Below are 14892 nucleotides of genomic sequence, written 5' to 3'. Positions count from 1 at the left end.
GCGTGGCAGGGGGCTTCGGCGTGCCCCGAAGGGGTGGGGACCAGGGGACTAGCGGGTCTGCTGCGCGGGGACCCCGCGAGAGATCGACTCGTCCTCGGCGGGCGCGCCGGCGGCGGCCACGGCCGCACCGGTGAGCGTCGCCAGCATCTCGCGGACGTTGGTCAGCTGGGCGTTGATCGAGTCGCGACGGTTCGTCAGCGCCGCCAGCTCGCGCTCCGATTCGCTGCGGATGCGGTCGGCCTTGGCATTGGCGTCCGCCACGATGTCCTCGGCCTGGCGCTGGGCCGTCTCCACCGTCTGGCGGGCGCGGCGCTCGGCGTCCGTGCGGAGCTTCTCGGCCTCCAGGCGGAGCTGCTCGGCGCGGTGCTCGATCTCCGCGAGCCGCTTCTCGGCCTTGGCCTGACGCGAGGCCAGGTCGCGCTCGGACTGCTCACGGCGCTTGGCGAGGTTCGTCTCGAAGTCCGCGGCCGCCTGGGCGGCCTTGGCGCGGGTCTCCTCGAAGAGGGCGTCCGCCTCCTCGCGCTTGGACTGCGCGTCCTTCTGGGCCTCGGCCCGCAGCGCGTTGGCCTCGCCCTTGGCCTTCTCGACGATCCGGACGCCCTCGTCCTCCGCCTTGGCCTTGCGCTCGGCGGCGAACGACTCGGCGTCGTTGCGCACCTGCTGGGCGGCCGACTCGGCGAGCTCGCGGTGCTGCTCGGCCGCGCGCCGGGCCTCCTCGCGCAGGTCCTTGGCCTCCTCCTCGGCGAGGCGGAGGATCTTCTCGACGCGCGCGCCGAGCCCGGCGTACGACGGCTCGGCGTCGGCGACCTGGGCCTGGGCGTTCTGCGTCTCGAGGTGGAGCTCCTCGATGCGCTTTTCCAGAGCAGTGATACGAGCAAGAGCGCTGTCACGGTCGGAGACGAGCTTGGAGATACGTTCGTCCACCTGAGCGCGGTCGTACCCACGCCGCACAAGCTCGAAGCCGTAGGGGGAAGTGTCGCTCATGGGGTTCCTGTCGAATGAGACCGGTGAGGTGATAGAGGGAATCCTAGGGGTCCAAGCGGCGTGTCATCGAGCAGATGCCCGTTTGATCTGGAGAATGACACCCCTTTTGAGTGGCGTACCGCCGGAGCGCTTGCAAGCAACAGTGCCGAAGGTCCTTACCAAGCACGGGAGATGCTCTTTGGCTAGCCCTCTGACGGCTTGCCACTCGAACGAGTTGACCCGGCCGCGGCTGTGGCCTTGACGCCACCGTCCTTGCCTGCGCTCGGTGGGGCCTCGAAAGATTCCAACGCTTCCAGCACGTCCTGGACACGGGAAATCTCCGCATTGATGTCCTCGCGGCGCCGGACCAGGACGTCGAGTTCGCGCTTGCCGTCGTCGACCATGCGCTGCGCCTCGGCCTCGGCCGCCGCCTTGATGCTCTCGGCCTCGCGCACCAGCTCGGCCTTCTTCTGCTCGGCCTCCTTGAGGAGCGCCTCGGCCTTCTTGACGGCGGCGATGCGCACCTTGCCCGCCTCCGAACTCGCGTCCGAGACCAGCTCCTTGGCCTTCGCCTCCGCCTCGGCACGCTGCTCCTCGGCGGCCTTCACCAGCGCGTCGCAGCGCTCGCCCGCGGCCTTCATCTGCTCCGCCGACTCGCGCCGGGCCCGCTCGTGCAGCTCCTCGATCTCGGCGGTGAGGCGGTCGCGCTGCTCCTCCGAGCGCTCCCTTATCGCCGTCGCGTCCCGGCGCGCGCCGACCAGCAGTTCGTCCGCGTCCGTACGGGCCCGCTCCACCAGGGAGTTGCCCTCGACGGTCGCCTCCGAGACCAGGCGGTCGGCCTCCGTACGGGCGGCGCCCACCATCGTGTCGGCCTGCGCCTCCGCGTCGGTCGTCGCCTTCAGCGCCTTCTCCTGCGCGTCAGTGGTGAGCTTCTCGGCCTCGGCGGCCGCCTCCGTGATGAGCTTGTCGACCTGCTCGGCGGCCTCGGAGCGGCGCTTGTTCGCGGCCTGGCGGGCCTCGTCCAGGGTGCGCTCCGCCTCGTCGCGGGCCTCGGACGTGAGGCGTTCGGCCTCCGCCGCCGCGTCCGCCTTGACGCGCTCGGCGTCGCTGCGGATCCGCTCGGCGTGCTGCTGGGCGGAGCCGACGGTCTCGGCGGCCTCGGCGCGCAGCCGCTCCGCGTCGCCCGACGCGTCCGAGATGAGCTTCTCGGCCTTCGCCACCGACTCCGCGCGCACCCGCTCGGCCTCGGCGGCGGTCTCCGCCTGCAGCCGCTCGGCCTCGCTGGTGGCCTCGCCGATGAGGGTGTCGGCCTGGCTCGCGGCGTCGCTGCGGATGCGGTTGGCGTCCTCGCGGGCCTCGGCGCGGGTGCGGGAGGCGTCCTGCTCGGCCGACGCGATGGCGTCCGACGCCTCCGTACGCACCCGCTGGGCGTGCTCCGCGGCGTCCGCGCGCATCCGCTCGGACTCCGCGATCGCCTCCGAAACCGTGCGCTCCGCGAGGGACTTGGCGGCCTCGGCCTCCTCCGCGGCCTCGCCGCGCGTGCGGGTCGCGTCCTGCGAGGCCCGCTCCCGCTCCGCGTACGCGTCGGCGCGGACCCGGTCCGCCTCGTCCTGAGCCTCTTTGCGGGTGCGCTCCGCCGCGTGCTCGGCGGCGCTGCGCAGGCCCGCGATCTCCTCCTGCGCCTGCTCCTGGAGCCCGGCCACGGAATCCCGTACGGACTGGGCCGTCGACTCCGCGTTCGACACCAGCTCCGTGGCCCGCCGGTCGGCCTCCTCGACCAGGCGGACCGCCTCGGCCTGGGCCTCCTCGACGCGGGTGCGCGCCGACGCGAGGAGCTCCTCGCTCTGCTCGCGGGCCCGCTCGCGCTCCTGATCGGCCTCCGCGCGCGCGGAGCTGAGGGTCTCCTCGGCCTCCCGGCGGCGCCGCGCGGCCTCCTCCTGGGCGGCGGAGAGCGCCTCGGCGGCCTCGGTGGACAGGCGCTCGGCGGCGGCGGTGGCCTCGGCGCGGACGCGGTCCGCGGACTCCTGGGCCTCCGACTTCAGCCGCTCCGCCTCCGCGGCGGCCTCCGTGCGCAGCCGCACGGCGACGGCCTCGCCCTCGGCGCGCGCCTGCGAGGCGTCCGCGGCGGCCTCGGTGCGCAGCCGCTCGGCCTCGGTCTCCGCCTGCGACTGCAGCGTACGGATGCGCTCGGCGGCCTCCGTGCGCAGCCGCTCCGTCTCGTCGGCGGCCTCCTTGCGGAGGCGCTCGGCCTCGGCGCGCGCCTCCGTCAGGGACTGCTCGGCGGTGGCGAGGCGCTCCTCGGCCTCCGTGCGCAGCCGCGTCAGCTCCTCGGTGGCCTCGGCCTGGCGTGCCGCTATGGCCCGCTCGGTCTCCTCGCGCTGCGCCCGCGCGGCCTGTTCGGCCTCGGACTTGGTGGCCTCGGCCTGCTCGGCGGCCTCCTCGCGGTGCCGCTCGGCCTCCGCGCGGGTGCGCTCCAGGGTCTCCTCGGCCTGCTTGCGCAGCGTCGTGGCGCGCTCGATGGCCTCGGTACGGACCCGCTCGCTCTCGGTGGCGGCGGAGGTGCGCAGCTCCTCGGCGTCGGCCTTCGCCTTCGTCAGCAGCTCCTCGGCGGAGCTGGCGCCTTCCTCGATCTTCTGGACGGCCTCGCGCCGGGCCTCGCCGCGGATCCGCTCGCCCTCGGCGACCGCGTCCGCCCGCAGCTGCTCGGCCTCGCCCCGAAGACGGCGGGCCTCCTCCTGCAGCTCGACGGTCTTGGCGCGGTACTCCTTGGTGTCGTCCTTCGCCGCGCCCTTGAGCTCCTCGGCGATGTCGTGCGCCTCGCTGCGCAGCCGGTCCGCCTCGGCCTCGGCCTCCGAGCGCAGCCGCTCGGCCTCCTCGGCGGCGGCCTTCGTGGTCGACTTGGCGTCCTCCGACGCCTTGTTGAGGACCTCCTCCGCGGTCCGCGCGGCCTTGGCGAGCTGGGAGGCGGTCTCCTCGGCCGTGACCGTACGGGCCTTCTCGCCGGCCTCCGCGATCAGCTTCTCGGCCTCGGCCTTGGCGTCCGCCACGGCCTGCTCGGCCTCGGACTTGGTGGCCTCGGCCTCCTTGGTGGCCTCGCTGACCAGCCGCGCCACCTGCTCCTTGGCGGTACGCGTGCGCTGCTCGCCGGCGGCCTCGGCGGACGCCAGCTGCTTGGCCGCCGCCTCCTTGGCCTCGGCGATGACCTTCTCCGCCTCGCTGCGCGCCTCGCGCAGGGCGGTCTCGGCCTCCGCCATGCGCTGCTCGGCGGTGCGGGCCAGCTCGGCGGCCTGGCGGCGGGCCTGTTCGGACTCGGTCGCCGTGGAGGAGCGCAGCTGCTCGGCGTGGTCGGTGGCCTCCTGGGCCTGCGTCGACGCCGCGTTCAGGAGGCGCTCGGCGTCGGTGCGGGCACGGCGCAGGATCGCGTCGGCCTCGGTGCGCGCCGACTCGGCGTCGCTCGCGAGGCGTTGCTGGGCGGTCTCGGTGAGGCGCTCGGCCTCGGCGCGGGCGGCGGCCAGGGCCTGGTCGGCCTCGGCGCGGGACTCGTCGAGCAGGCGGCGGGCCTGCTGTTCGGTACGGGCGCGGAGCTGCTCGGCCCACGCCACGTTCTCGTTGACGTGCGACTCGACGGTCTGGCGGCGCTCGTTGAGCTCCTGGTCGAGCTGCTGGCGCCGGGAGACGGCCTCCGCGTGCAGCTCGGACTGGAGGCGGGACTGCTGTTCGGCGTGCTCCTGGAGGATGCGCTGCGTCTGGGCGCGGGCGTCGCGCAGCTCGCGCTCGGCGTCGGCGCGCAGCTGGTCGGCCTGGATCTGGGCATTACGGAGCAGCTGCTCGGCCTGGTAGCCGATGTCCGCGCCGTCGTAGGCAGGGCGGGACGCGAGGTTGCGGCGCGCCTCGTGCAGCTTGGCGCGCAACACCTCGACCTGGTAGCCGAGGTCCTCGGCGTGCTGGATGGCCTTCTCGCGCTCGGTCTTCAGCCGGTCCATCTCGGCCTCGAACCGCGAAAGGCTGTCGGTACGGCCTGCCTCAGCCCGCGAGCTCTCCTGGCGTTCGTAGCCCCGCACTGCCGGCCCCATCCTTCCCCAAGCTCTCGGCTCCCTCCCCAAGCTCTCAACTCCGTTCGAGCAGGGGATGCCCCATTGAGCAGGGGAGCCCCACTCCTGGTCGTAAGTCGCTCCAAACGACCCCGTCCATCCGCCGAACGGGGCCCCCGGGGAATGGTGTCAGATCAACAGCGGAGCAGGGGCCGCACTGCCCCGACGCACGCCCCCCGATACCCGGACCCCGGTTCGCGACCGCCCCACGAGTGGACGGCCGCACCCAACCCTACCGGCCCGAGTATGCGGAGGTCAGTGCTCCGGGGAGTCCTGGGGCGCGGAGGTGACCAGTTCTGTGAGGACTCCATGGCAGTCCTTGGGGTGCAGGAACGTGATGCGTGACCCCATGGAGCCGATCCGCGGCTCTTCGTAGAGGACCCGTACGCCCTTGTCCTTGATGGCGGCGGCGTCCCCGTCCACGTCCGCGGTGCCGAAGGCGATGTGGTGCACGCCCTCGCCGTTCTTGGCCAGCCACTTGCCGACCGCGGAGTCCTCGCGGGTGGGCTCGAGGAGCTGGAGGTAGGAGGCGCCCCCGTCGCTCGTCTCATTGATCTTGAGCATGGCCTCGCGCACGCCCTGCTCCTCGTTGACCTCGGAGTGGAACACCGTGAAGCCGTACGTCTTCTCGTAGAACTCGACGGTCTTGTCGAGGTCGAAACAGGCGATCCCGATGTGGTCGATTCGCGTCAGCATGCTTCAAGTGCAGCGCGCCGGAAGGCGATTACGCAACGTGCGCGCGATCACACCGGATGGCCGGTGACGCACGGCTTACCGCTCAGTACATTCAAGTAAACCCTCGTTCACTCTCCTCAGCTTCAACGCTGGAAGGGGCCGTGCCACATGTCTGGAACGACCGGAACCACCTCAGTGATCGTCGCGGGCGCGCGCACGCCCATGGGCCGTCTCCTCGGTTCCCTGAAGTCCTTCTCGGGCGCCGACCTGGGCGGCTTCGCGATCAAGGCCGCCCTCGACCGTGCGGGGATCGGCGGCGACCAGGTGCAGTACGTGATCATGGGGCAGGTGCTGCAGGCCGGGGCGGGGCAGATCCCGGCGCGCCAGGCCGCCGTCAAGGCGGGCATCCCCATGAACGTCCCCGCGCTCACCGTCAACAAGGTCTGCCTCTCCGGCCTCGACGCCATCGCGCTCGCCGACCAGCTGATCCGCGCCGGTGAGTTCGACGTGGTCGTCGCGGGCGGCCAGGAGTCCATGACCAACGCCCCCCACCTGCTCCCCAAGTCCCGCGAGGGCCACAAGTACGGCGCCATCGAGATGCTCGACTCCATGGCGCACGACGGCCTGACCGACTCCTTCGACGGCGTCGCCATGGGCGAGTCGACGGAGAAGCACAACACCCGCCTCGGCATCGCCCGCCCCGAGCAGGACGAGATCGCCGCGCAGTCGCACCAGCGGGCCGCCAAGGCGCAGAAGGACGGCCTGTTCCGGGCCGAGATCACCCCGGTCGAGATCCCGCAGCGCAAGGGCGAGCCGGTCCTCGTCTCCGAGGACGAGGGCATCCGCGCGGACACGACGGCGGAGAGCCTCGCCAAGCTGCGCCCCGCCTTCGCCAAGGACGGCACGATCACGGCCGGTTCGGCCTCGCAGATCTCCGACGGCGCCGCCGCGGTCGTGGTCATGTCCAAGGCCAAGGCGCAGGAGCTGGGCCTCGACTGGATCGCCGAGATCGGGGCACACGGCAACGTCGCGGGCCCGGACAACTCCCTCCAGTCGCAGCCGTCGAACGCGATCCTGCACGCCCTGAAGAAGGAGGGGCTCGGCGTCGAGGACCTCGACCTGATCGAGATCAACGAGGCTTTCGCCGCGGTCGCGGTGCAGTCAATGAAGGACCTCGGGGTGTCCTCGGAAAAGGTGAACGTCAACGGCGGCGCCATTGCCCTCGGTCACCCGATCGGTATGTCCGGCGCCCGCCTCGTGCTGCACCTCGCCCTTGAGCTGAAGCGGCGCGGTGGCGGTGTGGGCGCGGCCGCGCTGTGCGGTGGCGGTGGCCAGGGCGACGCGCTGATCGTGAAGGTGGCCAAGGGCTGACGCTTGTCCGCGACGGCACTTCTCGTACGTAGGAACGGAACGGAGCTGTGATGCAGGACGTCCCCTCCCTGGTGGCCCAGGCCCGCGAGGGCAGGCCACGGGCCGTGGCCCGGCTGATCTCACTGGTCGAGGGGGCGTCGCCGCAGCTGCGCGAGGTGATGGCGGCGCTCGCCCCGCTCGCCGGGCACGCCTATGTCGTCGGCCTCACAGGATCGCCCGGCGTCGGCAAGTCCACGTCGACGTCGGCCCTGGTCAGCGCGTACCGGCGGGCCGGGAAGCGGGTCGGGGTGCTGGCCGTGGACCCGTCGTCGCCGTTCAGCGGGGGCGCGTTGCTGGGCGACCGGGTGCGGATGTCGGATCATGCCTCGGATCCGGGCGTCTACATCCGTTCCATGGCCACGCGCGGGCACCTGGGCGGGCTCGCCTGGGCGGCGCCGCAGGCGATCCGGGTGCTGGACGCGGCGGGGTGCGACGTGGTCCTGGTCGAGACCGTCGGTGTCGGCCAGTCGGAGGTGGACATCGCCTCGCAGGCCGACACCTCGGTGGTGCTGCTCGCGCCGGGGATGGGCGACGGCATCCAGGCGGCCAAGGCCGGGATCCTGGAGATCGGCGACGTGTACGTGGTCAACAAGGCGGACCGCGACGGTGCCGACGCGACCGCGCGCGAGCTCAACCACATGCTGGGCCTCGGGGAGTCCCGGTCCGCGGGCGACTGGCGCCCGCCCATCGTGAAGACGGTGGCGGCGCGGGGCGAGGGGACCGACGAGGTCGTCGAGGCGCTGGAGAAGCACCGGGCGTGGATGGAGGAGCGGGGGGTGCTGAACGAGCGGCGGGTGGCCCGGGCGGCGCGGGAGGTGGAGACGATCGCGGTGACCGCGCTGCGGGAGCGGATCGGGGATCTGCGGGGGGACCGGAGGCTGGGCGCCCTGGCCGAGCGGATCGTGGCGGGGGAGCTTGATCCCTATCGGGCCGCGGACGAGTTGGTGGAGGGGGTCACGGGCAGCTGAGGTTGCCCTGCGGGGCTTCTTCCCCGCTGCATCCATGAGCGCGCTCCGCGCGCGGGCGCCCCTTCCCGAATCAGCCGACTCCGTCGGCCCTGGGGCACCCTGTATCGCCTCAAGGGCTCGTCCTCGAGCGCCGGACGGGCTGAGTGGTCCCAGCCCGTCCGGCGTCGGCGGGTGCGGGGAATCAGTCGCGGTCTTCGTGGTCCGGCGTGACCTGCGCCGTCTTCAGGTCGACCTTCCAGTCGCCCTTCGTGGTCTCCGTCTCCCAGGCCGCCGCACCGTGGTGGTCGTCGTCGTCCAGGTCCACCGACGTCACCGCGCCCTTGGCGGCCGCCGCCTTCGCCGCGTCCTGCGCCGAGACCGACGCGCCCTTCAGGGCCGACGCCACCCGGGAGGCGTCCCCGTCGTCGTCCTTCTCGGTCCACGAGCCGAGGACCTTGCCCGTGCCCGGGTCGACCTCGACGCTGTGCCACGTGCCGCTCTTGAGGACGTCCACGTCCCAGACCAGGCCGCCGTCCTCGTCGTCGAGCTCGGCGGAGACCGCGGTGCCCGGGGTGTGCTTCAGGGCCGCGGCGATCGCGTCGGCGGCCGTCACCTTCGCCGCCCTGGCCTCGGCCCGGTCCTCCGCGTCGTCCGCCTTGTCGTCGCGGTCGTTACGGTCGTCCCTGTCGTCGTCCCGGTCGTTCTTGACCTGGACGCTCGACTTCGAGGCCGCCGACGCGTCGTCGTCCCCGCCGCTGACCGCGAGGGCCGTGGCGGTGCCGCCGCCGACGAGTGCCACGGCGGCGACGGTGGCGATGACGAGCTTGCGCTTCATGGGGGTTCCTCCCGGATCAGGCTGTTCGGGCCGTTCGCTTTCGACGTGGACCAATCTGGCTGAGCGATGCTGAAGCCAGCCTGAAGCCGCCTGAAGCGTTCTTCAGGTTCGGTTTGCGACCCTCTACGTATGCGCCTGTTGATCGTCGAGGATGAGAAGCGGCTGGCCCTCTCCCTCGCCAAGGGACTGACCGCCGAGGGGTTCGCCGTGGACGTCGTCCACGACGGGACCGAGGGGCTGCACCGGGCGAGCGAGGGGACGTACGACCTGGTCGTCCTCGACATCATGCTGCCGGGCCTGAACGGCTACCGGGTCTGCGCCGCGCTCCGTGCCGCCGGGCACGACGTGCCGATCCTGATGCTCACCGCCAAGGACGGCGAGTACGACGAGGCCGAGGGCCTCGACACCGGCGCCGACGACTACCTGACCAAGCCCTTCTCGTACGTCGTCCTGGTGGCCCGCGTGAAGGCGCTGCTGCGGCGGCGGGGCTCCTCCGGTGCCTCGCCCGTGCACGTGGTCGGCGAGCTCCGGGTCGACACCGCCGCGCGCCGGGTCCTCAAGGGCGAGGCGGGCGACGAAGTCGAAGTGGTGCTCACCGCCAAGGAGTTCGCGGTGCTCGAGCAGCTCGTGACGCGGCTGGGGCAGGTGGTGTCCAAGGGCGAGATCCTTGAGCATGTGTGGGACTTCGCGTACGAAGGCGATCCCAACATCGTCGAGGTGTACGTGAGCGCGCTGCGGCGCAAGCTCGGCGCGGGGCTCATCACGACCGTGCGCGGCGCCGGGTACCGCCTGGAGGCCCCGCGATGAGGTGGCCCAGGAGGCTCTTCGGTTCGGTGCGGGCGCGGGCCGCGCTCGGCGCGACCCTCGTCGTGGCGCTCGCCCTGGTCGTCGCGGGCGCCGCCGTGCTGTTCGCGCTGCGCGCCACGCTCACCGACCAGGCGGGCACCCAGGCCGAGTCCGCCGCCCGCAAGGTCGCCTCGCAGCTCGCCGCCAACGTCCCGTACCGCGATCTGGAGTGGCCCGACAGCGAGGACCACCCGGTGCAGGTCGTCGACGGGGACGGCCGCGTCGTCGCGGTGAGCGAGGACCTGGAGCGGATCAGCGGGACGGGGGTCGACCAGGTCCGTCCCAAGTCCCCTGGCGGCAGTGGTGATTCCGATGACGGGGACGGCGGTGACGGCGGGGACGGCGGTGACGACGAGGGCAAGGACGGTGACGGCGACCGGCTGAAGCCCGGTGAGATCGACGACGACGCCCGCTTCAGCGACGGCTCCGCCACCGTAGACGGCGACACCGCCGACTACCGCTTCGCCGCGGTCGAGGTGAACGTCGAGTCGAAGGGTGACCTCACGGTGTACGCGGGGGCCCCGCTGGACGCCGAACAGAGCGCCGTCGCCACGGCGTTGACGGCCATGCTCATCGGGTTCCCGCTGCTGCTCGCCGTCATCGCCGCCGTGACCTGGCTGGTGACGCGGCGCGCGCTGCGGCCCGTCGACGCCATCCGCGGCGAGATGGCCGCGATCACCGCCTCCGAGGACCTGGCCCGCCGGGTGCCCGAGCCGGACACCCACGACGAGGTGGCCCGCCTCGCCCGCACCACCAACGAGACGCTGGCCGCCCTGGAGGCGTCGGTGGAGCGGCAGCGCCGCTTCGTGGCCGATGCCTCGCACGAGCTGCGCAGCCCCATCGCCTCGCTCCGCACCCAGCTCGAAGTGGGCGCCGCACACCCGGAGTTGCTGGACGTCGAGGGTGCGGTGGAGGACACCGTACGGCTGCAGGAGCTCGCCGCCGATCTGCTGTTGCTGGCCCGGCTCGACGCCGGCGAGAAGCCGGGCGGGGGCCGCGTCGACCTGGCCGCCCTCGCCCACGAGGAGCTCTCGCAGCGGTCCGGGGACCGCGCCGAGGTGCGGCAGCGGCTCGACGGGCCGCTCGAAGTGGCCGGATCTCGCGGGCAGTTGGCGCGGGTGCTCGGCAATCTCGTGAACAACGCGCAGCGGCACGCGCGCTCCCTGGTCACCGTCACCGCACGCGCCGAGGACGGCTGGGCGGTGCTCGCGGTGGCCGACGACGGGAGCGGCGTGCCGGACTCCGAACGGGAGCGGATCTTCGAGCGGTTCGTGCGGCTCGACGACGCGCGCAGCCGGGACGACGGGGGTGCGGGGCTCGGTCTCGCGATCGCCCGCGATGTCGCGACGGGCCACGCGGGAACGCTCACGGTCCGTCAGGCGCCTTCTGGGGGCGCCCTGTTCGAGCTGCGGCTGCCGCTGGTGCGGCCCGGGGTCTGAGGGCCGCGGCGCGGTACGGGGTCGGGGGCTGGTGTGCGGGGACGGTGCGGCGTGCGGGTGGGCGGCCGGGGGTCAGGGCCTGCCACGCTGCGCGCGTAGATGTTCGGCGATGGGCGTGAGCGCGCTGTGCAGCTCGCCCAGGGACTCGGGCGAGATGAGGTCCACGAAGTGCTGCCGCACGGAGGCGACGTGGTGCGGGGCGACCTTCTTCATGGTCTCCATGCCCTCGTCGGTGAGGACGGTGTAGAGGCCGCGGCGGTCGGACTCGCAGTTCTCGCGGCGGACCAGGCCCGCGTTCTCCATGCGGGTGATCTGGTGGGACAGGCGGCTCTTGGACTGCAGGGTTGCGGCGGCGAGATCGCTCATGCGCATCCGGTGCTCGTCGGATTCGGAGAGGTGCACGAGGATGTCGTAGTCGTTCATGGTCAGACCGAAGGGCTGGAGGTCCTTTTCGAGCTGATAAGTCAGCATCCTGTTGACCTCCACGTGAGTACGCCAGGCGCACTGTTCCTCGTCGGTCAGCCACTGCGGTGCCGTATCGGTCTCCATGGATTCGATTCTACCTAAGAAGTTGAAAGGTGAACGAGTGATGAGTGTGACACGCCTCGCACCCCTCTCGGGAAGGAGGGGTACAGGCGTTCGCCGTCACACTCCGCAGACTACCGCTCACAGGCCGAAGCGACGCTGGAGGTCCCCCAGTTGTCCGGGAAGGCGCGGTGTTCCCGGCTGCTGTCCCTGTTGACCCCGTTGCCCTCCTTGGGGCTGTTGCCCGGCTCCGCCGCGGCCACCGGGCACCCCCGCCTGGTCCGGCACGGCGCCCGTCGCCTGCTCCGCCATGAGTGCCTCCGACGACTGCAGCAGGACCGTCCCCGCACCCACGAACTCGAACTGGTGCTCCTCGCCCGAGCTCCCGCCGATCCCGGTCAGGGCCCGCACTCCGCCGAGGATGCCGGTCATGTATCCGTGGTCGTAGTGATGGCAGGGCGAGGGGCAGTCGGCCCAGCCCACGAGCGCCTGGGGGTCGACGCGGAGCGGGGGCTCCATGAACACCACCGGGCCGTTCGACGCGGCCACGAACTTGCCCGTGCCGATCAGTGTCAGGAAGCCCGGAACGATGGACTGTTTCAACGAAAGAGTTGGCTGAAAAGCGAGCAGATTGCCTGAGCGAACGGTGAGGTTGCCGTCGTCGAGGTCGTACGAATTCACATCGAAGGCCCGGTCGGCGAGGAGCATCTTGCCCTGGCCCTCGGCGACGACCCAGTCGCTCGCGTGCAGCGGCGAATGAAAGCTCGTTCGCACCAAGTGGTCGAGGCGGCCGTGCCCGATGCCGTTGAAGTCCACCCGCCCGTAGTAGGCGATCATCTTGCCCTTCTGCATGAACCACTGGTTGCCCTTGAGCTCCACGCAGAAGGTGTACGGGTTGACGTTGTCGTCGGACGGGAGCGTCATCGGGTCGAAGACGGCGGGGCCGTGCGCCATCGGGGACACAGGGGCGTTCACAGCTTCTCCTCCGATGCCTGGACGTAGACGGCGCCGCTTCCGGAGAGCTCCAGCTGGAACGCCTCGCCGGAGCCGCGCCCCACCATGTCGCGCCAACCGAGCGCCGTGGACAGCTTGTTGCGCACGTCGCCGTGGTGCGCGACGTACGCCTGGGGGTCGACGTGGACCGGGCGCTGCGGGGTGATGGGGAGCTCGACGACTCCGCCGTGCGCCATGACGGCGACCGAGCCGTGGCCCTTCAGGGTCGTGGTGAACAGGCCCTGGCCCGAGACCTGGCCGCGCACCATGCCCATGACGCCGCCCTGGGAGCCCAGGAACAGCGTCCCCTGCTGGAGCGTGCCGTCGAAGGCGAGCAGCCGGTCGGCCTCCACGCAGAGGGTGTCCCCGGAGAGGCCGATCACCTGGATGTGGTGGCCGCCGTGCCCGAACATGACCGTGCCGCTGCCCTCGACCGTCATCAGCGGCGTCGCCTCGTTGGCGAGCCTGCGGCCGATCATGGACATCAGCCCGCCCTGCCCGCCCTGCATGTTGGGGGTGAAGGAGACGTCCCCGCGGTAGGCGAGCATGGCGCCCCGCTGGCTGAAGAGCTTCTGGCCCGGGGCCACCGTGGCCTCGACCATCTTCGAGTTGATCTCGCGGAAGGGCATCAGACGTCGCCCCCGATCGTGTTGCGCTCACTGGGCTGGACATAGACGAGGCCGTCGCCCTCGAAGCGGATCTGGAACGCCTCGCCGCCGCCCTCGCCCATGAGGGTGCGGAAGGTCACTCCCGACTGGAACTTCTGCCGGAGGTTCCCCTGGTGCGCGATGTACGCGCCCGGGTCCACCGTCAGCGGATAGTCGCCGCTCACCCGCAGCGCCACCGCCGGGCCGTCCGACATGATCGCGGCCTGGCCCGTGCCCTCGACCGTCGTCGTGAACAGTCCGTTTCCCTGGGTGGCGCCGCGGAGGCCGGTGAACGTCGTGCCCGTGCGCAGCGCGGCGTCGGAGCAGAGGAGGTTGCTGGACTCGACGAAGAGCTTGTCGCCCTGCAGTTGAACAAGGCTGATCTCCGTCGCCCGGTCGGCGAACCAGCAGGTGCCGTTCCCCCTCACCTCCATCACCGTCATCTGCTCGCCGGTGAGACGGCGGGTCACCATGCCGCGTATGCCCTCGCCGCCGCCCGTCATCTTCTTGAAGGACACATGGCCGTCGTACGCGACCATCGAGCCGTTCTTCGCCTTGACGGCGTCGCCTGTCATGTCGACGGCGAGCACCCTGCTGCCTTGAAGCCGGAAGGTAGCCACGGCACGACGTTAGCGGCGCCGGAGCGCTCCGGAACAGGGCTTCCGGCCCTGACGCGACCCCCAAAATCGGACGGTTGAACCCTGACTGTCAGAATGGTTGAACCCTTGTGCATGCATTCACAAGATCAACCCCGACACCGAAGGTGCCCTGCCGTGGACATCAAGACCGCATCCGCACTCCGTCGACTTCGCCTGGTCTCGGCCCCCGAGGCCGTCTCCTTCCTGCTGCTGCTCGTCTGCTCGGTGCTGAAGCGGACCACGTCGTTCGACGGCGTCATGGTGATGGGCATGGTCCACGGCGTGCTCTTCATCCTGTACGTGCTCTTCTGGCTCGACGCCTGGAACCGCACGAAGTGGGACATCAAGACGGCCGCCCTCTACTTCATCCTCTCGGTCCTGCCGACCGGCGGCTTCTTCGCCGAGCGCAAGCTCAAGCGCGAGGCCGAGGCCGCGGTGATCGCGTCGCGCGCCCGTCGCGAGGGGGTCGTGAACGCATGATCGTCGCCTTCTCCGTGACGCCGCTCGGCGTCGGCGAGGACGTGGGGGAGTACGTCGCCGACGCGGTCCGGGTCGTCCGTGAGTCCGGTCTGCCGAACCGCACCGACGCGATGTTCACCTCGGTCGAGGGGGAGTGGGACGAGGTGATGGCCGTCATCAAGCGCGCCGTCGCCGTCGTGGAGGAGCGGGCGCCGCGCGTCTCCGTGGTCATGAAGGCCGACATCCGTCCCGGCGTGACGGACGGTCTGACGTCGAAGGTCGAGACGGTGGAGCGACACCTCGCGCCGTAGAGCCGCGACGCCCTGACGTCTCCCGAGGCCCCTGCCGATTCCGGCAGGGGCCTTTTCTGTGCTCTCTGCTCTCTCCAGGAGTGCGCCTTCGTACTTGAGCGACTGCTCAAACA

At 71.5% G+C, this 14892-nt stretch carries 14 protein-coding genes; 6 read left to right on the top strand and 8 right to left on the bottom strand.

The window, feature by feature from the left end:
* Nucleotides 1–48: 48 nt before the first annotated feature.
* The 3 genes from ACQB60_RS33025 to mce form a co-directional block, all read right to left on the bottom strand.
* Nucleotides 49–984 (bottom strand): cellulose-binding protein, encoded by a 936-nt coding sequence (locus ACQB60_RS33025; protein ID WP_496929792.1) that lies wholly within the window; start codon nt 982–984, stop codon nt 49–51.
* 182 nt (nt 985–1166) lie between these two features.
* Nucleotides 1167–5024 (bottom strand): polarized growth protein Scy, encoded by a 3858-nt coding sequence (gene scy, locus ACQB60_RS33020; RefSeq protein WP_496929791.1) that lies wholly within the window; start codon nt 5022–5024, stop codon nt 1167–1169.
* A gap of 285 nt (nt 5025–5309) precedes the next feature.
* Nucleotides 5310–5750 carry a methylmalonyl-CoA epimerase gene (mce, locus tag ACQB60_RS33015; protein WP_496929790.1) on the bottom strand — a complete coding sequence of 147 codons (441 nt, stop codon included), beginning with the start codon at nt 5748–5750 and terminating at the stop codon, nt 5310–5312.
* Between the two features lie 147 nt (nt 5751–5897).
* Here mce and ACQB60_RS33010 point away from each other — a divergent pair, with 147 nt between their 5' ends.
* Both ACQB60_RS33010 and meaB read left to right on the top strand, forming a co-directional pair.
* On the top strand, nt 5898–7100 hold the full coding sequence (locus ACQB60_RS33010) for an acetyl-CoA C-acetyltransferase (protein ID WP_496929789.1): 1203 nt from the start codon (nt 5898–5900) through the stop codon (nt 7098–7100).
* Nucleotides 7101–7150: 50 nt separating this feature from the next.
* Entirely contained in the window at nt 7151–8107 is a 957-nt protein-coding gene (gene meaB / locus ACQB60_RS33005) for a methylmalonyl Co-A mutase-associated GTPase MeaB (protein WP_496929788.1), read from the top strand.
* Nucleotides 8108–8288: 181 nt separating this feature from the next.
* On the opposite strand, the gene ACQB60_RS33000 is transcribed toward meaB, so the two are convergent.
* Nucleotides 8289–8921 carry a PepSY domain-containing protein gene (locus ACQB60_RS33000; RefSeq protein WP_496929787.1) on the bottom strand — a complete coding sequence of 211 codons (633 nt, stop codon included), beginning with the start codon at nt 8919–8921 and terminating at the stop codon, nt 8289–8291.
* Nucleotides 8922–9050: 129 nt separating this feature from the next.
* Here ACQB60_RS33000 and ACQB60_RS32995 point away from each other — a divergent pair, with 129 nt between their 5' ends.
* Both ACQB60_RS32995 and ACQB60_RS32990 read left to right on the top strand, forming a co-directional pair.
* Nucleotides 9051–9728, top strand: coding sequence for a response regulator transcription factor (locus ACQB60_RS32995; RefSeq protein ID WP_496929786.1), 678 nt, complete (start codon nt 9051–9053; stop codon nt 9726–9728).
* Nucleotides 9725–11206 (top strand): sensor histidine kinase, encoded by a 1482-nt coding sequence (locus ACQB60_RS32990; RefSeq protein WP_496929785.1) that lies wholly within the window; start codon nt 9725–9727, stop codon nt 11204–11206. The genes ACQB60_RS32995 and ACQB60_RS32990 overlap by 4 nt, the downstream gene beginning before the upstream one ends.
* Before the next feature lie 72 nt (nt 11207–11278).
* Here ACQB60_RS32990 and ACQB60_RS32985 read toward each other — a convergent pair whose 3' ends face one another.
* The 4 genes from ACQB60_RS32985 to ACQB60_RS32970 all read right to left on the bottom strand — a co-directional run bounded on the left by ACQB60_RS32985 (nt 11279) and on the right by ACQB60_RS32970 (nt 13991).
* Nucleotides 11279–11755 (bottom strand): MarR family winged helix-turn-helix transcriptional regulator, encoded by a 477-nt coding sequence (locus tag ACQB60_RS32985; RefSeq protein ID WP_496929784.1) that lies wholly within the window; start codon nt 11753–11755, stop codon nt 11279–11281.
* Between the two features lie 117 nt (nt 11756–11872).
* Nucleotides 11873–12685 (bottom strand): AIM24 family protein, encoded by an 813-nt coding sequence (locus ACQB60_RS32980; protein WP_496929845.1) that lies wholly within the window; start codon nt 12683–12685, stop codon nt 11873–11875.
* Between the two features lie 17 nt (nt 12686–12702).
* Nucleotides 12703–13353, bottom strand: coding sequence for an AIM24 family protein (locus ACQB60_RS32975; RefSeq protein ID WP_496929783.1), 651 nt, complete (start codon nt 13351–13353; stop codon nt 12703–12705).
* Complete coding sequence (locus ACQB60_RS32970) at nt 13353–13991, bottom strand: AIM24 family protein (protein WP_384844991.1); 639 nt, start codon at nt 13989–13991, stop codon at nt 13353–13355. The genes ACQB60_RS32975 and ACQB60_RS32970 overlap by 1 nt, the downstream gene beginning before the upstream one ends.
* A gap of 153 nt (nt 13992–14144) precedes the next feature.
* On the opposite strand from ACQB60_RS32970, the gene ACQB60_RS32965 reads away from it, so the two are divergent.
* Together ACQB60_RS32965 and ACQB60_RS32960 are read left to right on the top strand one after the other, a co-directional pair.
* Entirely contained in the window at nt 14145–14489 is a 345-nt protein-coding gene (locus tag ACQB60_RS32965; RefSeq protein WP_496929782.1) for a DUF3817 domain-containing protein, read from the top strand.
* Nucleotides 14486–14779 carry an MTH1187 family thiamine-binding protein gene (locus tag ACQB60_RS32960; RefSeq protein WP_496929781.1) on the top strand — a complete coding sequence of 98 codons (294 nt, stop codon included), beginning with the start codon at nt 14486–14488 and terminating at the stop codon, nt 14777–14779. Before ACQB60_RS32965 ends, ACQB60_RS32960 begins: the two co-directional genes overlap by 4 nt.
* The last annotated feature ends 113 nt before the right edge of the window (nt 14780–14892 follow it).

This window comes from Streptomyces odontotermitis, from assembly GCF_050510915.1.
Classification (GTDB): Bacteria; Actinomycetota; Actinomycetes; order Streptomycetales; family Streptomycetaceae; genus Streptomyces.
Note: the sequence above shows the minus strand (reverse complement) of the source record. Positions and strands in the feature narration are given on the sequence as shown.